21 protein-coding genes are annotated in these 23,553 nt (G+C 66.0%); 11 read left to right on the top strand and 10 right to left on the bottom strand.

What is annotated here, in order from left to right:
* Positions 1 to 35: 35 nt before the first annotated feature.
* The 3 genes from RMO51_RS06725 to RMO51_RS06715 all read right to left on the bottom strand — a co-directional run bounded on the left by RMO51_RS06725 (position 36) and on the right by RMO51_RS06715 (position 3,774).
* Positions 36 to 1,385, bottom strand: a complete 1,350-nt coding sequence (locus tag RMO51_RS06725) for a glycosyltransferase 87 family protein (protein WP_310393182.1) — start codon at positions 1,383 to 1,385, stop codon at positions 36 to 38.
* An 89-nt stretch (positions 1,386 to 1,474) separates the two neighbouring features.
* On the bottom strand, positions 1,475 to 2,929 hold the full coding sequence (locus RMO51_RS06720; protein WP_310393180.1) for a glycosyltransferase: 1,455 nt from the start codon (positions 2,927 to 2,929) through the stop codon (positions 1,475 to 1,477).
* 146 nt (positions 2,930 to 3,075) lie between these two features.
* The gene (locus RMO51_RS06715) at positions 3,076 to 3,774 is read right to left on the bottom strand and encodes a glycosyltransferase family 2 protein (RefSeq protein ID WP_310393178.1); all 699 of its coding nucleotides are present in this window, start codon (positions 3,772 to 3,774) and stop codon (positions 3,076 to 3,078) included.
* A 139-nt stretch (positions 3,775 to 3,913) separates the two neighbouring features.
* On the opposite strand from RMO51_RS06715, the gene RMO51_RS06710 reads away from it, so the two are divergent.
* From RMO51_RS06710 to RMO51_RS06700, 3 genes are read left to right on the top strand one after another with little or no spacing between them, the layout of a single operon-like run.
* Positions 3,914 to 4,369 (top strand): peroxiredoxin, encoded by a 456-nt coding sequence (locus RMO51_RS06710; protein ID WP_310393177.1) that lies wholly within the window; start codon positions 3,914 to 3,916, stop codon positions 4,367 to 4,369.
* 21 nt (positions 4,370 to 4,390) lie between these two features.
* Positions 4,391 to 4,852: an SRPBCC family protein gene (locus RMO51_RS06705; protein WP_310393175.1), complete on the top strand. Its 462-nt coding sequence runs from the start codon at positions 4,391 to 4,393 to the stop codon at positions 4,850 to 4,852.
* Positions 4,853 to 4,876: 24 nt separating this feature from the next.
* The gene (locus tag RMO51_RS06700; protein WP_310393173.1) at positions 4,877 to 5,857 is read left to right on the top strand and encodes a class I SAM-dependent methyltransferase; all 981 of its coding nucleotides are present in this window, start codon (positions 4,877 to 4,879) and stop codon (positions 5,855 to 5,857) included.
* Between the two features lie 22 nt (positions 5,858 to 5,879).
* Here RMO51_RS06700 and RMO51_RS06695 read toward each other — a convergent pair whose 3' ends face one another.
* The 3 genes from RMO51_RS06695 to RMO51_RS06685 form a co-directional block, all read right to left on the bottom strand.
* The gene (locus tag RMO51_RS06695) at positions 5,880 to 7,241 is read right to left on the bottom strand and encodes a 4Fe-4S dicluster domain-containing protein (RefSeq protein ID WP_310393172.1); all 1,362 of its coding nucleotides are present in this window, start codon (positions 7,239 to 7,241) and stop codon (positions 5,880 to 5,882) included.
* Between the two features lie 70 nt (positions 7,242 to 7,311).
* A complete protein-coding gene (locus RMO51_RS06690; RefSeq protein WP_310393170.1) occupies positions 7,312 to 7,539 on the bottom strand; it encodes a hypothetical protein in 228 nt (75 codons plus the stop codon).
* A 160-nt stretch (positions 7,540 to 7,699) separates the two neighbouring features.
* A complete protein-coding gene (locus tag RMO51_RS06685) occupies positions 7,700 to 9,046 on the bottom strand; it encodes an FAD-dependent oxidoreductase (protein WP_310393167.1) in 1,347 nt (448 codons plus the stop codon).
* 153 nt (positions 9,047 to 9,199) lie between these two features.
* Here RMO51_RS06685 and RMO51_RS06680 point away from each other — a divergent pair, with 153 nt between their 5' ends.
* The 5 genes from RMO51_RS06680 (at position 9,200) to RMO51_RS06660 (ending at position 13,287) form a co-directional block, all read left to right on the top strand.
* Positions 9,200 to 9,952: a DUF547 domain-containing protein gene (locus tag RMO51_RS06680; RefSeq protein ID WP_310393165.1), complete on the top strand. Its 753-nt coding sequence runs from the start codon at positions 9,200 to 9,202 to the stop codon at positions 9,950 to 9,952.
* A gap of 448 nt (positions 9,953 to 10,400) precedes the next feature.
* Positions 10,401 to 11,165 carry a DUF547 domain-containing protein gene (locus RMO51_RS06675; protein ID WP_310393163.1) on the top strand — a complete coding sequence of 255 codons (765 nt, stop codon included), beginning with the start codon at positions 10,401 to 10,403 and terminating at the stop codon, positions 11,163 to 11,165.
* Positions 11,166 to 11,311: 146 nt separating this feature from the next.
* Positions 11,312 to 11,743: a hypothetical protein gene (locus RMO51_RS06670; protein ID WP_310393162.1), complete on the top strand. Its 432-nt coding sequence runs from the start codon at positions 11,312 to 11,314 to the stop codon at positions 11,741 to 11,743.
* A 99-nt stretch (positions 11,744 to 11,842) separates the two neighbouring features.
* Positions 11,843 to 12,469: a methyltransferase gene (locus tag RMO51_RS06665; RefSeq protein ID WP_310393159.1), complete on the top strand. Its 627-nt coding sequence runs from the start codon at positions 11,843 to 11,845 to the stop codon at positions 12,467 to 12,469.
* 83 nt (positions 12,470 to 12,552) lie between these two features.
* Positions 12,553 to 13,287, top strand: coding sequence for a carboxypeptidase-like regulatory domain-containing protein (locus RMO51_RS06660; protein WP_310393156.1), 735 nt, complete (start codon positions 12,553 to 12,555; stop codon positions 13,285 to 13,287).
* Between the two features lie 236 nt (positions 13,288 to 13,523).
* Here RMO51_RS06660 and RMO51_RS06655 read toward each other — a convergent pair whose 3' ends face one another.
* The 3 genes from RMO51_RS06655 to RMO51_RS06645 form a co-directional block, all read right to left on the bottom strand.
* A complete protein-coding gene (locus tag RMO51_RS06655) occupies positions 13,524 to 15,050 on the bottom strand; it encodes an amino acid permease (RefSeq protein ID WP_310393153.1) in 1,527 nt (508 codons plus the stop codon).
* Between the two features lie 83 nt (positions 15,051 to 15,133).
* Entirely contained in the window at positions 15,134 to 15,673 is a 540-nt protein-coding gene (locus RMO51_RS06650) for a hypothetical protein (RefSeq protein WP_310393152.1), read from the bottom strand.
* Between the two features lie 230 nt (positions 15,674 to 15,903).
* Positions 15,904 to 16,521 (bottom strand): hypothetical protein, encoded by a 618-nt coding sequence (locus RMO51_RS06645; RefSeq protein WP_310393150.1) that lies wholly within the window; start codon positions 16,519 to 16,521, stop codon positions 15,904 to 15,906.
* A gap of 205 nt (positions 16,522 to 16,726) precedes the next feature.
* On the opposite strand from RMO51_RS06645, the gene RMO51_RS06640 reads away from it, so the two are divergent.
* Positions 16,727 to 19,489: a hypothetical protein gene (locus RMO51_RS06640; protein ID WP_310393148.1), complete on the top strand. Its 2,763-nt coding sequence runs from the start codon at positions 16,727 to 16,729 to the stop codon at positions 19,487 to 19,489.
* A 166-nt stretch (positions 19,490 to 19,655) separates the two neighbouring features.
* Here RMO51_RS06640 and corA read toward each other — a convergent pair whose 3' ends face one another.
* On the bottom strand, positions 19,656 to 20,858 hold the full coding sequence (gene corA, locus RMO51_RS06635; protein WP_310393146.1) for a magnesium/cobalt transporter CorA: 1,203 nt from the start codon (positions 20,856 to 20,858) through the stop codon (positions 19,656 to 19,658).
* Between the two features lie 275 nt (positions 20,859 to 21,133).
* Between corA and RMO51_RS06630 the strand changes: the two genes are divergently transcribed.
* Both RMO51_RS06630 and RMO51_RS06625 read left to right on the top strand, forming a co-directional pair.
* Positions 21,134 to 22,090, top strand: a complete 957-nt coding sequence (locus tag RMO51_RS06630) for a hypothetical protein (RefSeq protein ID WP_310393145.1) — start codon at positions 21,134 to 21,136, stop codon at positions 22,088 to 22,090.
* 81 nt (positions 22,091 to 22,171) lie between these two features.
* Positions 22,172 to 23,422 (top strand): hypothetical protein, encoded by a 1,251-nt coding sequence (locus tag RMO51_RS06625; RefSeq protein WP_310393143.1) that lies wholly within the window; start codon positions 22,172 to 22,174, stop codon positions 23,420 to 23,422.
* Positions 23,423 to 23,553: the final 131 nt, after the last annotated feature.

The following is a 23,553-nucleotide window of genomic DNA, read 5'->3' as shown; positions in this document are numbered from 1 at the left end:
GGAATGCCGTACTGGACTACATCAGGCCAGATTTTTCATTTTTTACTCTCCGCTCCTCGATAGATTTCGGTGGCCAGGGTGGCAAACACAGCCAGGTATTCCAGGGCAACCAGCCACAGGTTTTCGGTGTAGGTAGTGGTGCGGTAGGCCGCGTAGGACAGAATGGCTGCCCCGCCCCAGACTAGCGGGTAGCGGAAGCGCGTCAATGCGCCCAGGCCCACGAGCAGCGTGAGGTACCAGGGGTGCACGGTGGTGGCCAGAAGGTAGTAGGCCGTGAGCATGAGCAGCAGGCTGTGGGGCAGCAGGGCCAGCGTGGGCCGGCGCTCCCGCCACGCAATGCCGAGGCCAATCAAACCGCTCGCGCCGGCCAGCGCGGGGCCGATGATGGCAATTTCGTTGTAGGTGGTGAGGCGGTAGCCAACATCCCGGAGCAGGTAGTAGACGCTCGCGTTGAATTCAAAGCTGCGGAAATACAGGCTGAGGCTGCGGCTGGTATTGGCGAATAACTCAAACGACGCAAACGGCCCCAGGAGCAGCGCTGCGGTGCCCAGGCTCACGGCGGCGTAGGCCACGAAACGGTGCCCCCCCAGCCGCCGCCACAACAGGGGCAAGGCGAGCAGCGGGAGCAGCTTGGTGGCCACGCCCAGCCCCAAAGCCAGCCCCGAAACGGCCCACCGGCCCCGGCTCAGCAGCCAGAGCGCCAGCAGAATAAAGAAAACAACCAGGGCTTCCACGTGGAGGTTGCCCACCAGCTCCACCACCACCAGCGGATGAAGCAGGTAGCGCAGCGCCCGCTCCGGGGGCGCGCCCAGGGCGGGCAGCAAGGCCAGCAGCAGCCACGCCGTGCCGGCCTCCGCCGCCAGAATGACGACGCGCAGGCTCAAGACAAAGCCGGTTTCGGACGTTGGGAATGCGCGGGCCGCCGCGCCGAAAATGTACTGGCAAACGGGCGGGTACACCGAGTAGTAGTGGGGCGAGTTCAGGGACCGGTACAACGCCTGCAACTGGGGCAGCACCCGGTTGCGTTGGGCTTCGTCGCGCACGGCCGCGCGGGCGCCGTCGGCGATGATTTCGTCGGGCCGAAACTGAAAAGGGTTGACGCCGTGGGCAACCAGCAGGCCGTCCCAGCGAAAGCGGTGCACGTCGTCGGATAAGGCGGGCGTGGCCGGCAGCCAGAGCAGGCGGAACAGCAGCGCGGCCGCCAGCCCCCAGCGCCACGGCAGCCTGCTGCGCAAGAGCCAGGCGTAGGCCAGCAGCGCCACGGCGAACAAGCCCACCAGTTGCCCAAAATCGGCGCGCGGGGTGGCGTAGGCCAGGCCCGCGTAGGCTGCACCGGCGGCCAGTAGCGCCACCATTTGAGAAACCGAAGGAAGCTTAGCGGGCAAGGGAAATGGGGTTGCTGGTTGCTCGATGCTGGTTGCCGGCATTCCATTCACCCACCAGCAACCTGGATTCAGGAACTGGCGATTCCGCCTCAGCGGGCGTGGCGCACCGAATAATAGCACACGGCCGTGAAGCCCACCGTGAGCAGGGCGTGAAACGGCAGCAGGCCGGCGTCGCCAAAATACAGCCCGGCCCCGACGCCGAACGCGAAGTACGCCCCCAAAAAACCTTCTAACACCACCAACGGGCCAATGCCGCCGGTGCGGTAGCGCCGCACGGCCGCGCCGCCGGTGCCGGCCTTGGGCGTGCGCACGAAGGGCGTGCGCCGGCCCAGCCAGCCCAGGGTTACGGCCCGGGCATTGTGCAGGGCCAGGCCCATGGAAACCGACAAAAACAGCAGAAAAAAGCCGGGGTAAAACCGGGCCCTGCCGGCCGGCTGGGCCAGCCGCCACGCCGTGTAGTAATAGTAGACAAGCGGAGTAAAGCCAATCAGAAACACCGACGCCAGCTGAAACACCACCCGGTACTCCCGGTACTGCTCGCGCACGAACACCAGCGGCACGCTGAGCAGGGCCATGAGCAGAATGACGACGTACACGCTGCTGTTGAGCAAGTGAAACGTAGCCTGCAGCTTGGTAGCCAGCGGCTGCGACGAGCGCCACACGGTGCCCAGGTGCTTGCGGGCGGTTTCGGCCGCGCCCTTGGTCCAGCGGAACTGCTGCGACTTGAGCGCGTCCATGGCGGCGGGCAGCTCGGCCGGGGCCACAATTTCGGGGCGGTACACGAAGCGCCAGCCGCGCAGCTGGGCGCGGTAGCTCAGGTCAAGGTCCTCGGTGAGGGTGTCGGTGTGCCAGCCGCCGGCATCGGCGATGCAGGCGCGGCGCCACACGCCGCCCGTGCCGTTGAAGTTGATGAAGAACCCGGCGAAGGTGCGGCCGACCTGCTCAATGAGGAAGTGCGCGTCCAGCCCAAAGGCTTGCAGGCGCGTGAGCAGCGACTCGTCCCGGTTGAGGTGGCCCCAGCGAGTTTGCACCACGCCCACCCTTTCATCCTGCAAAAAATAGGGCACGGTGCGCCGCAGAAAGCTCGGGTCGGGCACAAAATCCGCGTCGAAAATGGCAATGAATTCGCCGTCGGTGTGGTCCAGGCCGTGGCGCAGGGCGCCGGCCTTGTAGCCTTCGCGGCCGGGCCGGCGCACGTGGCTGACGCGCAGGCCGCGGGCGCAGTGGTGGGCCACGCGGGCGGCGGCCAGGGCCACGGTGGCGTCGGTGGAATCATCGAGCACCTGAATGTGCAGCAGCGCGGGCGGGTAGCTGAGGGCCGCCGCCGCGTCAATCACGCGCTCCACCACGTTCTGCTCGTTGTAAAGGGGCAGTTGCACCGTCACGCGGGGCCACGCGGCGGGGGCGGGCAGGGGCAGCGCTTGCGGCCCGGCGTAGGAGCGCAGCGCCAGGCGCGTGAGCTGCCACTGCCCCACGCTGAAGCACAGGATGAACAGCAGGCACAAGCCGTACAGCACCACCAACAGAATCGGCAGCAGGGGCATCAGAAAAGTGTGATGAGGTGATGAAGCAACGGGGGAACGAAGTGAAAAAATGGCAAAATGCTGGTTTCTGCGTAGCAGGTAATGTATTTCTCAGCAGCAAGGCCCACCCCCTGGCCACCTCATCGCTTCAGTACCTCATCACTCCATCACCAGTACCGGAAAATGGTCCAGAGAATTTTGTAGCCGGCCCCGATGGTGCCGCGCACCGTGCCCGAGACCTTGCTCGTGCCAATGCGCCGCCGGTAGCGCACGGGCACTTCCACCGTTCGCAGGCCCTGGCGGGCGGCTTTGACCTGCATTTCCACCGTCCAGCCGTAGGTCTTGTCCGCCATGCGCAGGCTGAGCAGGGCCGGGGCGAGGATGGCCCGAAACGGCCCCAGGTCCGTGACGTTGCCGCCGTAGCGCAGCCGCAGCAGCCGCGCGGCCAGCCAGTTGCCGAACCGCTGCTGGGGCAGCAACGCCCCGCGCTCCCGCTCGCCCAGCGCCCGCGAGCCGATGACCAGCTCGGCTTGCTCGCGCAGCAGCGGCGCCAGCAGCTCGGGCATTTGTTCGGGGTAGTCCGAATGGTCGCCGTCGAGAAACACCACGATGTCGGGCTGCTCGGCGCGGGGCTTGCCGAAGGCGTAGGCCATGCCCGCGAGGCAGGCGTAGCCGTAGCCGGGGCGGGGCTCGCGGAGCACGGTGGCGCCGCCGGCCCGGGCCGCGGGGCCGGTGGCGTCGGTTGAGTTGTTGTCGACCACAATGACTTCCTGCACGAGGCCGGCCGGAATCTCGGCCAGCACCAGCCCGATGGCCTGGGCCTCGTTGTGGGCCGGAATAATGACGCTGATGCGGGGCTGGGGCATTGAAATGAGTCGCGGAGCCGGACCGCATCAATCCAAAAAAACTTGGCGGCAAGCGCCAACGGAACCACAAAGATGCCGCCGCCGCCGTAAAGCCGCGCGGGGCCGCACCTTTGCGCCGCCAACCCCAATCTCCGAACCCATGCTTCAAGTAGGCCAACCCGCGCCCGATTTCACGCTTCCCACCACTTCCGGCGCTCCGTTCCGGCTCGCCGACCAGCGGGGCCGCCACGTGGTGCTCTACTTCTACCCCAAGGACGACACCCCCGGCTGCACCGCCGAGGCCTGCTCGTTCCGCGACCAGTACGAGGATTTCAAGGACCTGGGCGCCGAGGTGGTGGGCATCAGCTCCGACAGCGAAAAGTCGCACCAGAAATTTACCCAGAAGCACCGCCTGCCCTTCGAGCTACTGGCCGACACCGACAGCGCCGTGCGTAAGCTCTACGAGGTGCCCCGCGCGCTGCTGGGGCTGCTGCCCGGTCGGGTCACGTTCGTAATCGATAAAAACGGCGTTATTCAGTACATCTTCAACTCCCTGAGCGGCGCCGCCGACCACGTGAGCACCGCCAAAAAGGTGCTGGCCGGGCTGCCGGCGTAACGGGCGCTCCAAGATTCCAACATGGCCATCATCGAACTGGAAATGCTGGTGCAGGCGTCTCCTGCGGCTTGCTACGCGCTGGCCCTGAACGTACAGGCCCACCTCGACTCGACCCGGCACACCGGCGAGCGAGTAGTGCGCGGCCCGGCCAGCGGCCAATTGCAACTGGGCGACGTTGTGACCTGGGAGGCCCGGCACTTCGGGTTTCGTCGGCGGCTCACGGTGCACATCACGGCGGCGTCTCCGCCTCGTCACTTTCGGGACGAGCTGGTCCGGGGCGCGTTCCAGCCCCTGCGGCACGACCATTACTTCGAACCCGTTGCGGGCGGTACCCGTGTCCGCGACGTGTTTGCCTTCAGCAGCCCGGCGGGCGTAGTAGGGCGTTGGTTTGATAATTTATTCCTGAAGAATTACCTGACCAAGCTTTTGCAAGTGCGCAACGCGGCCCTCAAACACCAATTAGAGGAATACCCAAACGATTAGCTTTCCTGCATCCCCAGCCATTTCATGCCCCTGCTTACCGCCGACGACTTCCGCGAAACCCTGGCCAAGCTGCGCCAGCGCGGGCTGCCGTTTCTGCTCTCAAAGCTGCGGCTCAGTGCCCTGGCCCGCACCCGGTCGGCCTTTGACGACCCGGTCCTGCGGGCTGCCAACTGGTGGCAGGTGCCCGCCGTGCGCCGCCGCTGGAACGAGCGCATGACCGGCCGGCCCACCCAGCCCTACGAGCCCTACGTGGCCGCCAAGTACCTGGCCGGCCGCACGGGGCTGCGGCTGCTTTCGCTGGGCAGCGGGGCCGCTTCGCACGAGCTGGCGTTTGCCCGGTTGCCCCACTTTGCCGAGGTGCACTGCGTCGACATCGCGGCGCGCCTGCTGGCCCAGGCCGCAGCTACCGCCCAGCGGGAGGGCCTGGCTAATTTTCGGGTGGAGGTGGCCGACGTGAACACGCTCGCCCTTCCCGCCGCCGCCTACGACGTTGTGTTGTTTCACTCGGCCCTGCACCATTTTGCCGACGTGGACGGCGTCGTGGCGCGCGTGCGCCACGCCCTGCGCCCCGACGGCTTGCTGGTCCTGAACGACTACGTGGGCCCGGCCCGCTTGCAATGGACCGCCGCTCAGCTGGCGGAAGCCAACCGCATTTTGCGCGCCGTGCTGCCCGCGCCGTTGCGGGTTCGTTACCTGTCGCGCCGCCTCAAAACCAGCGTGAGCGGCCCCGGCCTGTGGCGGATGCGCCTGGCCGACCCTTCGGAAGCGGCCGAGTCGGACCGCATCGTGCCCGCGCTGCGGCAGCATTTCGAGGCGCTGGAAGAGGCCGCTTTGGGTGGCAATCTGCTCACGCTGGTGCTCAAGGACATTGCCCACCACTTTGTGCGCGACGATGACTCCGAAGCCCAGCTGCTGCTGGCCGAACTGTTCCGGCTGGAGGACGCTTTTTTGGAGCAGCACCCGAGTGACTTACTCTTCGGCGTGTACCGGCCGCTGCCGGACTGAACGGAAACGCCGGTGGCGCGGCTCAGGACAACATCCGCAGCGAGTCCGCGTGGATGAGCGGCGAGGCCTGGTAACGGTCGGCGCGCGGGCCGTTCTCCAGGTTGAGCACGCCGCGGGGGCAGGCGGTGCTGCACATGCCGCAGCCCACGCACGAGGCCCGGATGATGGGCGCGCCGCGCTGGGCGTACTCTTTCACGTCGATGCCCATCTCGCACACGTTGGAGCAGTTGCCGCAGCTGATGCACTGGCCGCCGTTGGTGCTGATGCGGAAGCGGGAGAAGTGCTTTTGGAGCAGGCCCAGGTAGGCGGCCATGGGGCAGCCGAAGCGGCACCACACCCGCGCGCCCATCAGCGGGTAGAAGCCCACGCCAATCACGCCCGAAAACACCGAGCCGATGGCGAAGCCGTACCACTTGGCGGCCCCGTTGCCGGCCTCGCCGAGCAGGCTGCTGCCGGTGGCAAAATGCACCCACAGCAGCGCCGTGAGGGCAATAATTACCGCCAGCACGGCGTAGATGATGCGCACTTCCCAGCGCCAGGCGGCGCGGCTCTTGTCGGCGAGCTGCCGGTAGGGGTCGCCGGCGGTTTCGGCCAGGCCGCCGCAGCCGCACACCCACGAGCAGTACCAGCGCTTGCCGTAGAAGTAGGTGAGCACCGGCGTGGCCACCAGCGACATGGCCGCGCCCCAAAACACCATGAACACGCCCAGGCCCCCGTTTTTCACCAATTCGGTGACGGTGCCCGGAAACAAATAATCGTATTTCAGCGGCCAGAAATAGGTGAAGTAATATTCGGGCTGCTGAAAAAACTGCAACAGCCCCGGCAGCAGAAAAGCAAACCCCAGCTGAAAGAACATCACCGACGAGGTGCGAATGAGTTGGTAGCGCGAGTGGCGGTACTTCCACAGGGCGCGGGCGCCCATCAGCAGCACGGCCAGGGTGTAGAAGGTGCCGTAAAGAAACCATTGGTCGGCGGGCCGGGCGCGCAGCCACTGGCTGAAGCCGTCCAAGGCGTGCACCAGGTTGCTGAGCGGCCCGAAGTTGCCCCGGCCGTCGTCGCCGCTGTACCAGTACAGCACCACGTAAAACCCGGTAAGCACCAGGCCCGTGACCCAGGCCGCGGCGCCGCGGCCGGTGCTGGCCCGCAGCCACAGGTTGTTCTGCTGCACCCCCGCCGGATGCCCGCCGAACTTCAGCCAGCTCCAGGCCAGCGTGCCGCCGCTGACAAGGGCCAGGGCCAGGTAAAACCAGGTTTGCCGGCGGTCGGGGTCGGCATCCGCCAGGGCTAGGAGCAGGGCCAGCAAGCCCGCCGCTACCCCGGCCAGGGTCAGCTTTTCGGCGGGGGAGGAAGCCGGTAGCGGGGGCGCGGTCAACGTCGGATTCATGAGGAAGGCAGATGCAATGAAGGAAGCGCGGGGCCAAGTCGGCTCAAAGGGGCGTTCTAACCAGCGGGGATTAGTGGTGATGGTGGTGGTCCTCGTCGGGTTTGCCGAACAGGTTAATCAGGGTTCCGATAACGTAAAAGCCCGTCCAGCACACGTACAGCCAGTTGAACCCGCTGGGCAGGTGACCTACGAAGAAATGCAGAATCAGGTGCGCGCCCGCGCTCATCAGCAGGCCCGTGAGGGCAATGAACTGGAAGCTGTTGAGCGCGGAAGGCTTGTATAGCTTGGAGAAATCCACGGGGAGGAAAATTTAGCGCGAAGTTTCGCGAAGTGGTGAAAGGAAGTTTCGCAAAGGTGCCGTTCAAATTGACTGGGAGCCGGTCCGAAAAAGCAAGCACGACAAGCTCAACAGGACATTCTTTTTGTTTTCGGATAGCCTCCTGCAACTGGGCGAGACGTTACCTGAAAACTTCGCGAAACTTTGCGCTGAGGCCTTTTCCTCGCTTCAGCACCACGGCTTGCTGCGGAAACTGCCGGTTGAAGGCCCCCACCACAGCTTTTTCGTGCTGCGGGAAAAACTCGGGGTCAAAGTTGGCCGCGCCCAGGTTGGCCATGACCGTGGCCACCGGGGCTTGCTGCTGAATCCACTGCGCGCACACGGCGTGACGCAGCCGCAGCCCCAGCGCGTTGAAGCCCGCCACGGCGTGCGGAGCTTCGGCCCGGAAGTAGACCCGCAACGCCGCCCGGCCCGCCGGATGTTCCCAGTAAAAACTTTCCAGGCCCGCCACCGGGCCGGCCGGGGCCAGGCCGTAGGTCTGGTATTCAAGGTTGAAGAACTTGGCCGAGTTGAACCAGATGCCGCGCCGGTAGGCCGTGGGCTGCCCGCAGATGGTGTGGGCTACGGTTTCGCCCTGCATCCGGCCCGTGTACCAGAGCTGCTCGATGGGCAGCTCGCCGGCGGCGGGCCGGCGGTGCTGGGCGCAGTCGCCGGCCGCGTACACGTGCGCCGCACTGGTGCGCAGGTGCTCGTCGACGAGGACGCCCCGGTCGGTTTCCACGGCGGAGGTGCGGGCCAGGGCCAGGTTGGGGGTCACGCCGGTGGCCAGGCCCACCCATTGGCACGTAATTTCGTCGCCGGCCGTGGTCACCACCGCCCGCACCCGGCCCCGGGCGTCGCCCAGAATTTCGCGCAGCTCGGTGTTGTAGTGCACCGGCACGTGGTTTTCCTGGAACTGGCGGTCCACCAGGCGGGCCTCGGCGGGCGGCAGCACGGAGGCCCAGTAGCGGGCTTCGCGCACCAGCACCACCGGCTCGATGCCGCGGGAGTGGAGCATTTCGGCCAGCTCCACGCCGATGAGGCCGCCGCCCACCACCACGCCCCGGCCGATGCCCTGGGTGTCGCGGGTCATGGCCGCGAGGTCGGGCAGGTTGTAAAGGCCCTGCACGCCGGCCAGGTCCTGGCCTGGCCAGCCGTAGCGCCGGCTCTCGGAGCCGGTGGCCAGCAAGAGCTTATCGTAGGTCAGGCTGGTGCCGTTGTCCAGGGTAACGAGCCGTGCAGCGGTGTTCAGGGCCGTGGCGGTGGCGTGCACCAGCGTCAGCCGGTTCTCGGTCCAAAACCAGTCGCCGTAGGGCTTGATGTCTTCGGGGCGCAGGTGGCCCATGTAGACGTACATGAGGGCCGTGCGGGAGTAGTGGTGGGCGCTTTCGGCCGAAACGAGCGTGATTTGGGCTTCCGGGCGCAGCCGGCGCACGGCCAGCGCGCACGTCACCCCGGTAATGCCATTGCCAATAATAACCAGATGCATGGGTAAGGATAAAGGAAGCTAGCCGTCAAATGTAGCCGGGCCGGGGGCACAATCCAACGGCGTGGGGCCTTACGTTTGTGGCCTAATGATTGACACGCCGCCGGGGCATCCTTACTGCGGCGGCCCATTATTTCCCCGATTTATTTTGTCCTCATGCTTTCTGTTAAAATAGCGCCCCGCCTCGTCATCCGCCTGTGGGCGGTTTGCGTTTTGCTGGCTCCGGCGGCCGGGGCCGCGGCCGCCCCGCCCAGCCTGCCGGCCGCCACTTCGGCGTTTCTGGCCAAATTTGTCGACTCGGACGGCAACGTTAATTACGCCGCCATCAAGCGCAACCCGCTGGAGCTGAAGGGCCTGCTCAGGCGCGTCGAGACGTTCGACGCCGCCGCCGCCAAAGGCCCCGACCGCGAAGCTTTTTACCTGAACGCCTACAACCTGTTGGTCATTGGCGAAGTGGTGGCGCGCTACCCGCTCGAATCGGTGCAGAAAGTGCCCGGCTTTTTCGATAAAAACCTGGTGAGCGTGGCGGGCGAAAAATTAACCCTCAACGACCTGGAGGCGCAGAAGCTGCGCCAGCCCTACGCCGACCCGCGCGTGCACTTTGCCCTGGTGTGCGGCGCCAAAGGCTGCCCCCGCCTGAGCCGGGCCGCCTACGTGGGCAACCAGCTCGACGCCCAGCTCACCATTCAGGCCCGCAAGGTGCTGCAAGACCCGGTCTTTGTTCGCGTCGAGGCCGGCGCCCGGAAGGTGCAGCTGTCCCAGATTTTTAAGTGGTACGAGGCCGACTTCAAGGCCAGCGGCAAAACTGGCCTGCCTTACGTCAACCAGTTCCGGGACGCCAAGCAGATTCCCGCAACCTACGCCGTTGACTACTACGCGTACGACTGGGCCCTGAACAGCCAGAAGTAATTCCGCTTCCAAAGGGCCTGGCCCGCGCAACGCCGGACAGCCGGACTGCCAAGCTAAGCGGCGGTTCGGCTGTCCGGCGTTGCGCGGGCCAGTGCTCAACGGCGCGCCAGTGCGTCAAAGCGCGCCGCAGGGTTCGCGGCCACTTGGGTAAAATAGAGCGGCGTATTGTTGGGCAATGGTTATCTGATAAAGCATATTATTGTCAATCAGCAGAAAAGTTGGAACACCGGTTTTACGCGATAAACAAGCCGTTTTGGGAGGTGAAAAGAGGAGAGTTACAAACTATTTTTTGGAAAACTTAGCGGGCATTGGCCATTTCCAGTACTCAGGGGCATTCGAAGCGGTTTTACCTAAGTTTCATAATGGGAATTATCAAAAAAGTTAAATCCAGCATTGATTGTCCGTAGTAGATTTGGCCTCATCATCCACTTTCAACTACGTTATTCTTATGAAGTTTTCCTTACTCTCTTCCGTGAAATTCTGGGTGGTGGCGCTGCTTTTCATGATGAACCGCGGCCTGGCCGTGGCCGGTAACCCGTCCCCGCCGACGGCAGCCTCCATTACCGCCCAGACGACGGCCTTCTTCCAGAAATTTGTGAACAAGGAGGGCAAAGTGAATTACGCCGCCATCCAGCGCAACCCCGACCAACTGAACGAGCTGTTGGGCAGCATTGCCCAGTTTGAAGTGGACAAGGCAGAAATGGCCGACCAGTACGCGTTTTACCTCAACGCGTACAACGTGCTCGTAATTGGGGAAATCGTGGCCAGCTACCCGTTGACTTCCGTGCAGGAAATGCCGGGCTTTTTCAACAAAACCCGCCTGAACGTGGCCGGCGAGCAACTAACGCTCGACCAGATTGAAACCGACAAGCTCCGCAAAATCTACGACGACCCGCGCCTGCACTTTGCGCTGGTGTGCGGCACCAACAGCTGCCCCCGCCTGAGCCGCACGGCCTACGTGGGCAAACAGCTCTTTGTGCAGCTGAACGAACAGGCCAAATTCGCCCTGCTGGACCCCAACTACGTGCAGGTCGACGAGACCAGCAAAATGGTGAAGCTGCCGGAAATCTTCAAGTGGTACGAAGCTGATTTCAGCACCAGCGGCAAGACCGGGGTGATGTACGTCAATCAATTCCGCAAGGAGAACCGCCTGCCCACCTGGTTTTCGGTGGAGTATTACCCTTACAACTGGAGCCTGAACGACCAGAAGTAAAACGGGGCTGTTGCGACAGGGACCAGCCCTGAACCCTGCGGACGCACGTGACGAGGCCGGAGCTGCCAGCGGCTCCGGCCTTTTCGTAACGGAATGAATTGGGGCTGCGTAAGGTCAAGCAGTTCTCACCATTCCATTCCGAAATCATGATTCCTGATAATATCTCCGGCAGCGGCACCGACACCAACGAAGGCGAAAACGCCGAAATCACGGAAAACAAGGGTTTTCCGATAAACGAGGAACTGGAAAAAAAGAAAGAGTTTAAGCAGGACCAGAGCAACCACAAAGCCAGTGCCGCGCCCACCTCGGCGCGCAACACCGGCGCCAACGGCTACACCCAGCGCAGCAACCAGAAAGACCAACTGGAGAACCTGCACATCGGCGGCTCGGAAACCAGCCCCCAGGGTGGCAACAACCACACGGGGGCCGGCGAGCAAGCCCAGGGGCCCGGCTTTGAGGTAGAAGGCAGCTACGAACTGGACCACAATTTGCGCACCCGCGAGCAGGAGTTTGGCGAGAAAGCGCCCAGTGGCCCGGCCAAGCCCGCCGGCGGCACCGAAACCATCAGCGACCAATAGCGCAGCCAACTGCGCAACCGCTTTACCAGGCAGCCACGAAGCGGGGCCGGCGCAACTGGGCCAAACGCCGGCGCCGGCCCCGCTTTTACCTTTGGGGCGATGATGTTCGTTGCGTTGGCCCTGTTGTGGGCGTGCTATTACGGAGTGCACAGCCTGCTGGCGACGGGCAGGGTGAAGGCGGCCGTGGCCCGGCGCTGGCCCGGCGCCCCCCGGTTCTATCGGCTGGGGTACAATCAGCTTTCGGTGTGGGGGTTTTTGGCCGCCTGGCACTGGCAGGAAAGCCTCTCGGCCCCCGCGCTGCCGCGCCCGCCGTGGCTCGCTGCGGGGGGCGTGGTGCTGGGGGCGGTGGGCCTCGGGCTGGCGGTGGCGGCCCTGCGGGGCTACGACCTGGGCGAATTTGCGGGGTGGAAGTACGTGCGCCGCGCCGGGCTGCCCACGGGCGCGCTGCGCACTTTCGGCCTGAATGCCTGGGTGCGCCACCCCTTGTACCTGGGGGTGCTGATGCTGGTGGCGGGGGCTTGGCTGGTGGCGCCCACGTGGCCCCGGGCCGTGTTTGGGCTGGTGACGTGGGCCTACGTGCTGGTGGGCCTGCGGTGGGAAGAGCGCCGGCTGAGCGCTGCATTCGGCCCGGCGTACGGGGCTTACCGGCGGGGGGTGCCGGCTCTGTGGCCCCGGTGGCCCGGGAAAAAAAGCCGCATCCCAACGGATAACAAAGCTAAATCGTAACTTGCGGGGCATATCCGGGGCGGTGGCTTTAGCCGTGAGCGAATTCCCCATTGCTTTCAACCAGTTTACCTTCTTCCCCAACGATGAATTCGGAAAATTTACCCAAGCCTGACAACGACCAGTACGACCCCAACCTGGAAGCCCAGGACGAGGAAGTCACCTCCGGGGGCAACAACCGCCTGCTCTACATCCTGGCGGGGGTGGTGCTGGTGCTGGTGCTGGGCTACGTGGCCTTGCCCAAGGGCAACGGCGAGGGCCTGGCGTCGGCCACGCCGTCGTTCATGCTCGATGACGCGGCCGTGACCGCCACGGCCCCCACGGCGGCCGACAGCGTTGCCGCGGGCCTCCAGACTGCGCCCGCAGCCCAGAAAGCCCCGGCGGAAACTCCGGCCGCCGCGGCAAAGCCTGCCACGGTTCGTGCCACGACGGCCGCTCCCGCGCCGGCCGCCTCCGTGGGCACGGCGCTCGAACCCGTGGCGCCCACCGTGGCGGCCCTCGCGCCCGAACCCGTTCTGGCGCCCGCGCCCGTCACGGCCCCAGCGCCGGCCGCAGCGCCGGCCAACGTGACGATGTCGGGCCGCATTGTGGACGAGAACGGCCGGCCCCTGGTGGGTGCTACGGTGCTGCTGAAAGGCAGCAGCAAAGGCACCAGCACCGACGCCACCGGCAACTACACGTTGGAAGTGCCCAACGGTAGCGACAACACGCTGATTTACGGCTACGGCGGCTACGACGACGAGGTGCTGCGCAGCCGCGGCAGCCAGTTCGTGAACGTAACGCTGATGCCCCGGGCTGACGCGGGCCGTAAGCGCCGGTAATCCATCTTTTAAGTAATCGTCCAACAGTAAACGAGTTGTCAGTTGCTCGTTGTTTGTTGTTAGTCAGGTATTTATCAAGGAGCTAACAACTGACAACTGGTGCCTGACAACTTAGCTTTCGGCAAAACACCCGGCCCCTCGTGTGAGGAGCCGGGTGTTTTTGGTTCAGGACCTACGCGGCGGCTGGCACCCGCGCAAGTCTCCTGCTTGGGAGAACGAGACGCATTGCTTACGGCTCAGGCAGTTCTGCCGCCAAACCGCTTTCCGAACAGGAAGTAAACCGGCAGCCCCAGGGCCACCAGGCCCAGGCCCCGGCGGGAGAACTCGGCGGTGTCGGGCGCAATGAGGAGGATGACGCAGAACGTGGTGGCCAGCAGGATGTAGACGCCCGGCACCAGCGGGTAGCCCCAGGCGCGGTAGGGGCGGGGCGCCTCGGGGCGGGTGCGGCGCAGCACGAAAATGCCGATAATGGTGACGACGTAGAACAGAATCACCGAGAACATGACGTAGTTCAGCAGCTGCCCGTAGGAGCCACTCAGGCAGAGCAGGCAGGCCCACAGGCACTGGGCCCACAGGGCGCGGCCGGGCACGCCGGCGCCGTTGAGGCGGGCCAGGCCGGGGAAAAACAGGCCGTCTTTGGCCATGGCAAAGTAGGCCCGCGCCCCGCTTAGAATGATGCCGTTGTTGGCGCCGAAGGTGCTGAGCATGATGAGCACCGCCATGACGTAGGCGCCGGCCTTGCCCAGCACCGACTCGGCCACGGCGGTGGCCACCCGGTCGTCAGTGGCGTACTGGATGCCGCGGCCGGCCACGGTGGCCGCTTCGGGCGTGCCGTGCAAGGGCAGCACCAGCAAGTACACCACGTTGATGAGGATGTAGAGGGCCGTGACAATGGCCGTGCCGATGGCCATGCTGCGCACCAGCGTGCGCTCGGGGTTCTGAATTTCCTCGCCCGCGAAGCCGATGTTGTTCCACGAATCGGAAGAAAACAGGGAGCCGGTCATGGCCATGCCGATGGCGATGAGCAGCCCGCTGCCGCTGATGGGCAGCACCGGCGCGCTCACGCCGGGGGCGGGGTGGCGGGTGGCCGTCCAGAGGTCGGCAAAATTAAGCTGAATGGCCTCGTGGTTCAGGCCCAGGGCCACCCCGAAGACGATGAGCAGGGCCAGGGCCACCAGCTTGGTGCTGCCCAGCACGTTCTGAATAAGCTTGCCGGTGCGCACGCCCCGGGCATTGAGGGCCGTGATGCCCACGATGAGAACGATGGCCAGCAGCTGCACGCTGCTAAACTCGAAGCTGCCAGCCTGGAACAACAGGTTCTTCACGCTGAAAAACGGCAGCAATACCCCCGTAAACTTGGCAAAAGCCACCGCCACGGCCGCAATTACCCCGGTTTGGATGACCAGGAACAAGGTCCAGCCGTAGAGAAAGGCCGTGAGCCGCCCGAAGGCCTCGCGCAGGTACACGTACTGCCCGCCCACCTTGGGAAACATGCTGGCCAATTCCCCGTAGCTGATGGCCCCGGCCATGGTGATGAAGCCGGTGAGCAGCCACACCACCAGCAGCCAGCCGGCGCTGCCCACCTGCCGGGCAATGTCGGCCGAGACGATGAAGATGCCCGAGCCTATCATGCTGCCCGTGACGAGCATGATGGCATCGAAAAGATTGATGGCGCGCTTAAAGTGCGGCTGTTCCCCTTGAAATTCAGCAAGGGGGGTGACGACGGGCTTATTTTGCACTGGGTTGAATGGGGGCTCGGTCATGCGGAAGTAAAAATTTTGTCAAAGAAAACGAAAAGGCCCGCCCCAAAAGGCAGGCCCGGTGACTGGCGGCTGTAGAAATTGCCTTAAAACTCGCTGCGGTCGTACCAGCTGCGCATGCGCCAGGGGTCGTTGCGGGTTTTGCGCACCAGCACCAGCCGGGCCGTGCCGGCACCCGAGAACCGCTCGTCGTCGCGCTGCTCGATGGTGAGGAGAAAGGAGCGCTCCACGCTGGCCAGCGTGTCCGACGACAGCGTGTCGGAGCTGGGCAGGTACTGCGTCCACTGCAGGTTGGTGGAGCGCGCGGCGCGGAAGAGGCGGTAGGTGGTGTTGGCGTCCACGTCGCGGGTCCAGGAGCGGTCCACGTTGGCGGCAAAGTCGCGGTAGGTAAACTTGAACTTGGGCGAAAGCAGCTGGCCGTAGAGCGTGGAGTCGCGCAGCTGGTAGGCGGCCCGGAACCGGTCGAAGAAGCCGCGCACGGTGGCGGGGTTGCCCAGCAGCTGGTTCTGGTCGGTGGGCAGCTCGTTCAGCGCCGGGGCAAACGGGTTGCAGGCGGGCACCGTCAGCAGCAGCACGATGCCGGCGAGCAGCACAACTGGCAAGGACGGGCGCGGTGGCAATTTCATAAGTCTAAATATACAAAGCGAGGAGCTGGCGAAAAGCGGGGAGCTGATGACGTGGGGAGGTGGATTTTTTTTAAGTTGTCAGGCAGTAGCTGTCCGTTGTTAGCTTCTTGATAAATATCTGACTAACAACGAGCAACTGACAACTCGTTTACTGTTGGACGACTACTTATCCGCGCAGCACGCGCGAAGAAGGTCAAGCTCACCGCCTCCCCATTCCACCACCTTACCGTCTAGTTCGAGCTGAAATATTTCTTCAAATCGGTCCAGTTCAGGCCGGGGCCGGTGCGCTGGTCGCGCCAGGCGATGATGCGCCACTCGTTGTTGCGGCGGCGCAGAAGGAGGCGGATGTTGCCCTGCAGCAGGCCGGCGCGAAATGCGGTGTCCTGCTGCGTGACCTGCAGTTGGTAGAGGGCCGACACTTCCACCGAGTCGGTGGTGAAGAGTTGGTCGCGCCGGTCGGTGAGGGTGAGCTTGTTGATGGTGCCGGGGGCCGTGCGGCGGCGCAGGCTGGTGAAGTAGGTGGTTTCCTCGGGCACGCTCCAGTTGGCAAACAGGGCCGGCGAGGACCCCGCGCTGCTGGGGTCGGGCACGAACCGGTAGTCGGGGCCGGTGAAGCTGCGCTCGTAGTTGGCCACGTTCAGGTTCTGCACGGCGGCGGTGAAGTTGGCCAGCAGAATGTCGACCTGGGTGGGCTGAATCCACTCGCTGCCGGCGGCGGCGGGCTCGGGCTCGCGGAGCTGGAAACAGGCCGGCAGCGCCAGCAGCAAGAACACCGGCAGCAGCGCACGGCCGGCGCGCCACCGCGGGGGGGCCGCGCTTTGGCGGAGGCGGGTGAAATGGTCTTTCATCGCTGCGGGCTTAATGCCAGGAAGAAAGATACGCTTTCTGCCGGCGCATGTACGGGGTGGCGGCGGGTTTTGGGTTGCGGGCGGGCCCGGTCCGCCACCCGGGCCCGGCCGGCAGCGGGCCAAACGCGCCTGCGCCGGGCCTGCGCCGGGCCTCTGGCCGGGCTCGGTGCCGTACTTTCGTCGCCCGTCACCCGCTTCCCCCCGCATGTCCCGAAAGCTTCTGGCGTTCCTCACGGCTTTGCTGGTGCTGCTCGCGCTGGCCACGTTCGTGTATTACCGGCGCACGCTGGCCGCCGTGCCCGTGGACCCCTACGCCCTGGTGCCCGCCGACGCCGTGTTCGTGCTCAGCACCCGCGACCACCCCGCCCTGGTGCGCCACCTGCAGGAAACCGAGCTGTGGGACAACCTCACCGCGGTGCGCTACTTCCAGCAGGCGGCCGGGCACCTCGCCCTGGCCGATAGCCTGACCGGGGGCAACGCCCGCCGCCGCAACGGCCTGCTGACCCTGCTGGGCCGCAAGCTGGTCCTGACCTCGGTGCACGTGACCGGGCCGGGCGAGTACGGCGTGCTCTACCAGGTTCCCCTGGCCAAGGTGGGCGAATACCGTCAGGTGCGGGGCCTGCTCGAAACCCTGGGCCGGGACGCCCGCTACCGCTTGGCCACCCGCGACTACGAGGACCAGGAGTTTACCGTGCTCACCGAGCGGCGCAGCGAAACCACCCTCACGGTGTTCAATTACCGCAACCACTTGCTGGTGAGTGCCACCCCGGCGCTGGTGGAAGCGGCCGCGCGCCGCCTGGCCCACGTGGGGGCGCCCACGGTGCTGGCCGCCATTGGCTCGACGGACCTGCTGCCGCTGCGCGGCGTGGACGCGACTCTGCTGGTGAATTACCGCCGCCTGCCCCAGTTTTTGGATGTGCTGTTTCGGCCCGATGCCCACGGGCAATTCGACCAGCTGGCGGGCCTGGTTTCGCGGGGCTTGCTGGGCCTGAAGCTGGCCGGCAGCCGGGCCCAGCTGCAAGGATTTTCTAACCCCGAAACGGCCCAGGGTGCGCTCCAGCAACGCCTGCGCGGCCAGCCCGTTCAGCCCCTGGGCCTGGCGGACCTGCTCAGTACCCGCACGGCGCTGCTGCTTCACCTGGCCGCCTGCCCGGCCCGCACCTGGCCCGGCCCGGCCCGGCCGCGCCCCGATTCGTTGGCGCGCGGCGCGGCGCTGGATAGCCTGCGCGCCACCTTCGGGGGCGAAATGGCCGTGGGCTACCTGGCGGCCCCGGCCGCGGGCAGCCGGCCGGCGCGGCTGGCTTTTGTGCGCTGCCCCGCGCCGGCCCGCACGGCCCGGTGGCTGGCCCGCCTGCGGCGGCTCGACGGTACTTCGCCGGCTTTCACCCGGGTGGGGCCGTACCAGGTGCACCCGGTGGGCTTCCCGGAGGCGGCGGTGCTCGGGCCGCTGCTGGACCCCGCCCCGCCCTACGCCGTGGAGGCCCGCCCCGGCGCGTGCGTGCTGGTGGGCAATTACCTCGTGCTGGCCGATGCGCTCGTTCTGAACGGCTACCTGGCCGATGTGGTGGCCGGCCGGACCTGGGCCCAAACCCCAAGCCAGGTTGCGTTTTTGCAGGAAACCCTGCCCCGCGCCCGTCTGAGCATCTTCGTGGATACCCGCAACAGCTGGAACGCGTTGCTCGGCGCGCTCACCGAGGAGCGCCGGGCCGGCCTGCTGCGCAACGAGGCGCTGTTTAAGCGCTTCCCGCAGGTGGCGCTGCAACTAGTGCCCGCCCATAACGAGGCGGCGCCCGGAGCGCGGTATTTTACCCAGCTGCTGCTGCGGCACCCCGACCCGGGCCCGGCCCAGGCCCGGGCGGGCGCCGCCGCCAATGGCCGGGTCCTGGCCTTCCGGCGGCCCCTGGTGGGGGCGCCCACGCTGCTGCCGGCGGCCGGCACGCGCGTGCCGGCCGCCGTGGTGCAGGACTCGGCCAACGTGCTGCACTTCGTGAGCGCCGACAATACGGTGCGGTGGTCCGACACCCTGGCCGGGCCGGCGGTGGGGGTGGGGCCGCTGGCCGGCAGCGGCCTGCTGGTGGGCGCGGGTTTCCGCCTGCACCTGTTCGCCAACGACGGGCAGGAGGTCCTGCCCTTCCCGCTCAACCTGCCCGACAGCGTGCGCCTGGCCGCCCTGGTGGCCGGGCCCGGCAACGGCCCCAACGAAGCCGCGCGCCTGCTGGCCGTCACGACGGGCAATACCCTGCTGCTGCTCGACGCCCGGGGCCGGCTGTTTCCGGGCTGGCAGCCCAAGCGGCTGGAGTTTCCGCTGGCGGGGCGGCCCGCCTTGCTCAGCGTGAGCGGGCGCGACGTGGTGCTGGTGCCCCTGCAAAACGGCTACGTGTACGCCTTCAATGGGCAAGGCACGCTGTTTCCGGGGTTTCCGCTGAGCATGGGCGCCCGGCTGGCCGGGGAAGTGCTGGCGCAGGCCGGCAGCACGCTGGGCCGCACCCGCTTCATGCTGGTGAACCAGCACGGCGAGCTGGTGACCTTCACGCTGAGCGGCGACATCCTCAGCCGCCGCCGGGTGGCCACCTGGAGCCGCACCGCCCGCTTCCGGCTGGTGCCGGACCAGCGCGGCCGCAGCTTCGTGGTCGCGCGGGAAGACGGCAACCGGCTCGACGTGTACCTGCCCGGCCGGGTGGCCCCGCTGCTCACCCAGCGCTTCGTCACGTCGGGCAGCAAGCCCGTGCAGTTCTTCGATTTTGGGGGGAGCCGGCAGGTGGTGGCCCTCACCGAGCCCGGGCCCGGCCAGGTGTTTGTGTACGGCAACACGGGCCGGCTGCTGGGCGGCGCGGCCCTGCCCAGCACCGGCACCGGCATTGGCCTGACCCACGACGCCACCACCGACACCTACCAGCTGGTGCGCGCCGTGGGCCGCGAGCTGCGCCGCACCGAGCTTAGAATCAACCAAGTAGTCGTTCAAAAGTAAACGAGTTGTCCGTTGCTCGTCAGATATTTATCAAAAGACTAATACCTGACAATCACTGCCTGACAACTTAACCTTTGTCGTTCGCAACCAACGGCCCCCGTGCCGTGGTCGTTCTTCTCGATTGCAGCTCGTGGAGGACGGCCAGTTGTTGCGCGACAAACGGAAACTACCGCTGCTTGCCCAGCCACCCTTTGCGCCAAAAATAATAGAGCTGGCCGGCCACCATCAGGGTCATGAAGGCGAGCACCCCGGGGTAGCCCCAGGGGCTGTAGAGCTCGGGCATGTTGAGGGGGTTGGGGCCGGCGGGCGGGGCCTCGCGCTGGAAGTTCATGCCGTACACGCCGGCCACGAAGCTGAGCGGAATGAAAATGGCGCTGATGATGGTCAGCACCTTCATCACCTCGTTCATGCGGTTGCTCTGGTCCGAGAGAAACAGCTCGGTGAGGCTGGTGATGTTTTCGCGGTAGCTCTCGGCCAGGTCCAGGGCCTGCATGGCGTGGTCGTAGAGGTCCTTGAAAAAGACCTTGACGTCCTCGGGCACGACTTCTTCGGGCAGGCGCAGGATTTCACTGATTTTGTCCCGCTCGGGGTACACCAGCCGGCGGAAGCGCACGATGTCCTTCTTGATGCGCAGGATGCGGTTGAGCATGCGCCGCTCGCGCCGCTCCGAGAAAATCCGCTCCTCCAGGCCCTCGATGTAGTCGCCGATGGCCGCCATGGTGGGAAAGTAGTGGTCGATGACCACGTCGCTGAGGGCGTAGGCCAGGTAGAGCGACGACTTGCGCTTGATTTGGCTGAAGTTGCTGCGCAGGCGGACGCGCAGCGAGTTGAGGCAGTCGTCGTAGTCGTCCTGAAAGGTGAGCACGTAGTTGGGGCCGGTGAAGATGGAGAGCTGGTCGTCGTCGATTTCCAGGTCGGAGGTAAAGTCCGTCATGCGCGACACCAGGAACAGGCGGTTGTTGTCGAACACGTCCACCTTGGCGCGCTGAAAGTCCCCCAGCACGTCTTCCATCTGCAGCGGGTGCAGGGCAAAGTCGTGCATGAGCCGCTCCATCAGGGCCAGGTCGCCGTAGCCGCGCACGTCAATCCAATGCCGCAGCTCGGGATGGGCCTGAAAGCTGGCCCACAGCTCGTCGTAGCTGAGGCATTCTTGCTCGGTCAGGGTCTGCTCGTCGTAGGAAATGAGGAAGAGCCGCGGCGGCAAGGCGCCCTCGCGGATGACGAGCGCGCCGGGGCGCTGGCCCAGCGTTTCGGTTTGCTTACGGGCCTGCAGGGTGGCTTCGCGGTCGGTGAAGCTGTAGGCGGGGCCGTCGGCGTTGGCCGGTTCGGAGGCCGGTCCAAGCGCCGGTGAGGGGGTTTGTGGGGTCATGCGACGGGAGAGAATACAATGCGGGGATGCTTACGGCCAACAGCCACTCGGAGCGGGTTTCGGACGGGGTTTTCGCGGCTTCCCGGGTCCTACCGCGCGGCGGCCGGAGGGCATTGCTCGGAAACAAGGTTTTGAATGCGCGGAGAATTTTTGGGCCTTGCGCCGCTGCCCAGTGCCGTACTTTGCCGGGGAAGCCACGAAATTAAGGTTTGAAAATACCGGATTCTTTACTTGCAACGGAACCAGGCGTGGCAAGCACAACCCGCCGCTTCGCCGTGTACCCGGCCGCAAGCGGACCGGCTGGACCGGCCGGGCCCCGGCTGCCGCTGGCGTTTGACTCGTTCCTGTACCTGCGGCCCGACCACCAGGCCCTGCAGCCCAACGCCGGCCCGGTCCTCAGCTTTTACCTGGAAGACGCGGCCGCCGGCCGCACCGTGGCGCAGCTGCACGTGGCCCTGGATGCGGCGGCCGAAACGGCCCACAGCCCGGCGCAGGCGCCATTCGGGGCCGTGCAACTGGCGGCGGGCGTCGGGGCCGGGCCCCTGCACGCCCTGCTGGCGGCCGCCGAAACCGCGCTGGCGCACCGGGGCGCGAAACGCCTGGCGCTGCGCGGCTACCCCTTCGCCTACGACCCCGCCGGGGCCGCTGTGCTGGCCGAAACGCTGCGGCAGCGCGGCTACCGCGTGGCGCTGGCCGAACAGAACTACCACCTCGACCCGGCCCGGAATTACGAGGCCCATTTGCATCCCTCGGAGCGGCGCCGGCTGCACAAGTGCCGGCGCCACGGGCTGCTTTTCGAGCAGGAGCCGCCCTTGCTGCTGCCGGCCGCCCACGACTTCATCCGGGCGTGCCGGCAGGAGCGGGGCTACGAGCTGTCGTTGTCTTTGGCGCGGGTGCAGGAGTTGTTTCGGCGCTTTCCGCGGGAGCATTTTCTCTTCTCAGTGCGGCAGCCCAACGGCGACTGGGCGGCCCTCACCGTTGCCATTCGGGTGAGCGAGGGGGTGCTCTATAATTTTTACCCCGCCAGCCCCCTGCGCTGCAACGCCCTGAGCCCCGTGGTGCTGCTCAACGAAGGCCTGCACGCTTTTGCCCAAGCCAGCGGCCTGGCCGTGCTCGACCTCGGTACCTCCACCCTGGACGCCCGCCCCAACGCGTCGTTGCTGCGCTTCAAGCGGCATCTGGGGGCCGTGGCGGGCCTGCGCCTGAGCTGGGAAAAGGCAATGGGGGAATGAGCGAACGGGGCAATGAGTGAGGGCGTCAATTTCAACAACAAGCCAGCCGTTGGCCGCCGTTCTTTGTGCTCAACTGACCCCATGCCCACCTCTTCGCCCATTCGCCAATTCGTGCGCGGCTCGCTGGGCACGGGGGTGGCGGTGACGGTCCGGGCCGCGGGGGCGTTGGTCATCAACAAGCTGTTTGCGACCTACGCGCCCGCTGGCGGCCTCACCCTGCTGGCCCAGTTCCAGAACCTGATGGCCCTGCTCACCACCCTGCCCAACGACGGGGTGCACGTGGGCCTGGTAAAATATCTGGCCCCTCTGCAACCGGGCAGCCCCCGCTACCGGGCGTGGCTGGGCGCCGCCCTCACGCTCAACGCTGCGGCTCTGGTGGTGGGGGGCGCGGTCCTGGCTGGCCGGGGCCTGCTGGATTGGGGCTGGGGCTACACGGTGGCGTTTTTGGCAGGCATTGCGCTGCTGCTGGGGCAGGGGCTGCTGGGCGCCGCGCTGCTGGCCGCCGGGCGGTTGCGGGCCTACCTGGGCTTGTCGGCAACACTGGCCGTGCTGGGCACCAGCGCCGTGGCGGCTGCGCTGCTGGGCCATCGGTCGCCGCCCGAAGCGCTGCTGGCCTATTTGCTGGCACAGGGCCTTACGCTGGCTCCGGCGCTGGGGCTGGCGGCGCGGGCCGGCCTCTTGCGGGGCGTGCGGCTGGCCGCGCCCGTCAGCCGGCTGGCGCTGCGGCGGCTGGGCCAGTTCCTGCTCATGGCCGTGAGCACGCTGGTGTTTGGCAAGGCCGTGGACTACGTGCTGCGCGACTATTTGCTGGCCACTTTCGGGCCCGCCCGCACCGACCTGTGGCAGGCCGTGGCCAAGCTGTCGGACAACTACACCATGGTGTTTGGGGCGGTGATGAGCAGCGTGTTCTACCCGCGGCTGGCGGCCCTGGCCGGGCAGCCGGCGGCGCGCAACTACCTGCTGGGGGTGCTGAAGCTGCTGGCGCCGGGGCTGGCCGCCGGCCTGGGCCTGATTTTCGTTTGCCGCGACTGGCTGCTGCCGTTGCTCTTTGCCCCGCGGCTGCTGGCGGCACGCGAGTTTCTGGGGGCTCAGTTGCTGGGCGACTGGGCCAAGTTTATCAGCTGGTTGTTCATCTTTCAGCTCACGGCCCGGGCGCGCACGGGCCCCTACGTGGCAGTGCAGGCGGCCTCGGCGGCAGTATTTGCGGGGCTGCTGGCGCTGCTGCTGCCCCGGTTCGGCCTGCAGGGCGCCGTGCTGGCCCACGCCGCCCGCTACGGCCTGCTACTGCTGGCCTGCGTGGGGGCTCAATTAAGAATGAGGAATGAGGAATGAGGAATGAGGAATGAGGAATGAGGAATGAGGAATGAGGAATGAGGAATGAGGAATGAGGAATGAGGAATGAGGAATGAGGAATGAGGAATGTGGAATTTTTGTTTTGTTGCTTTGAGGCTTCAACGACGTGG

The sequence above is a fragment of the Hymenobacter sp. genome (genome assembly GCF_031398885.1).
Taxonomy (GTDB): domain Bacteria; phylum Bacteroidota; class Bacteroidia; order Cytophagales; family Hymenobacteraceae; genus Hymenobacter.
This window is presented reverse-complemented; position numbering and strand designations above follow the sequence as displayed.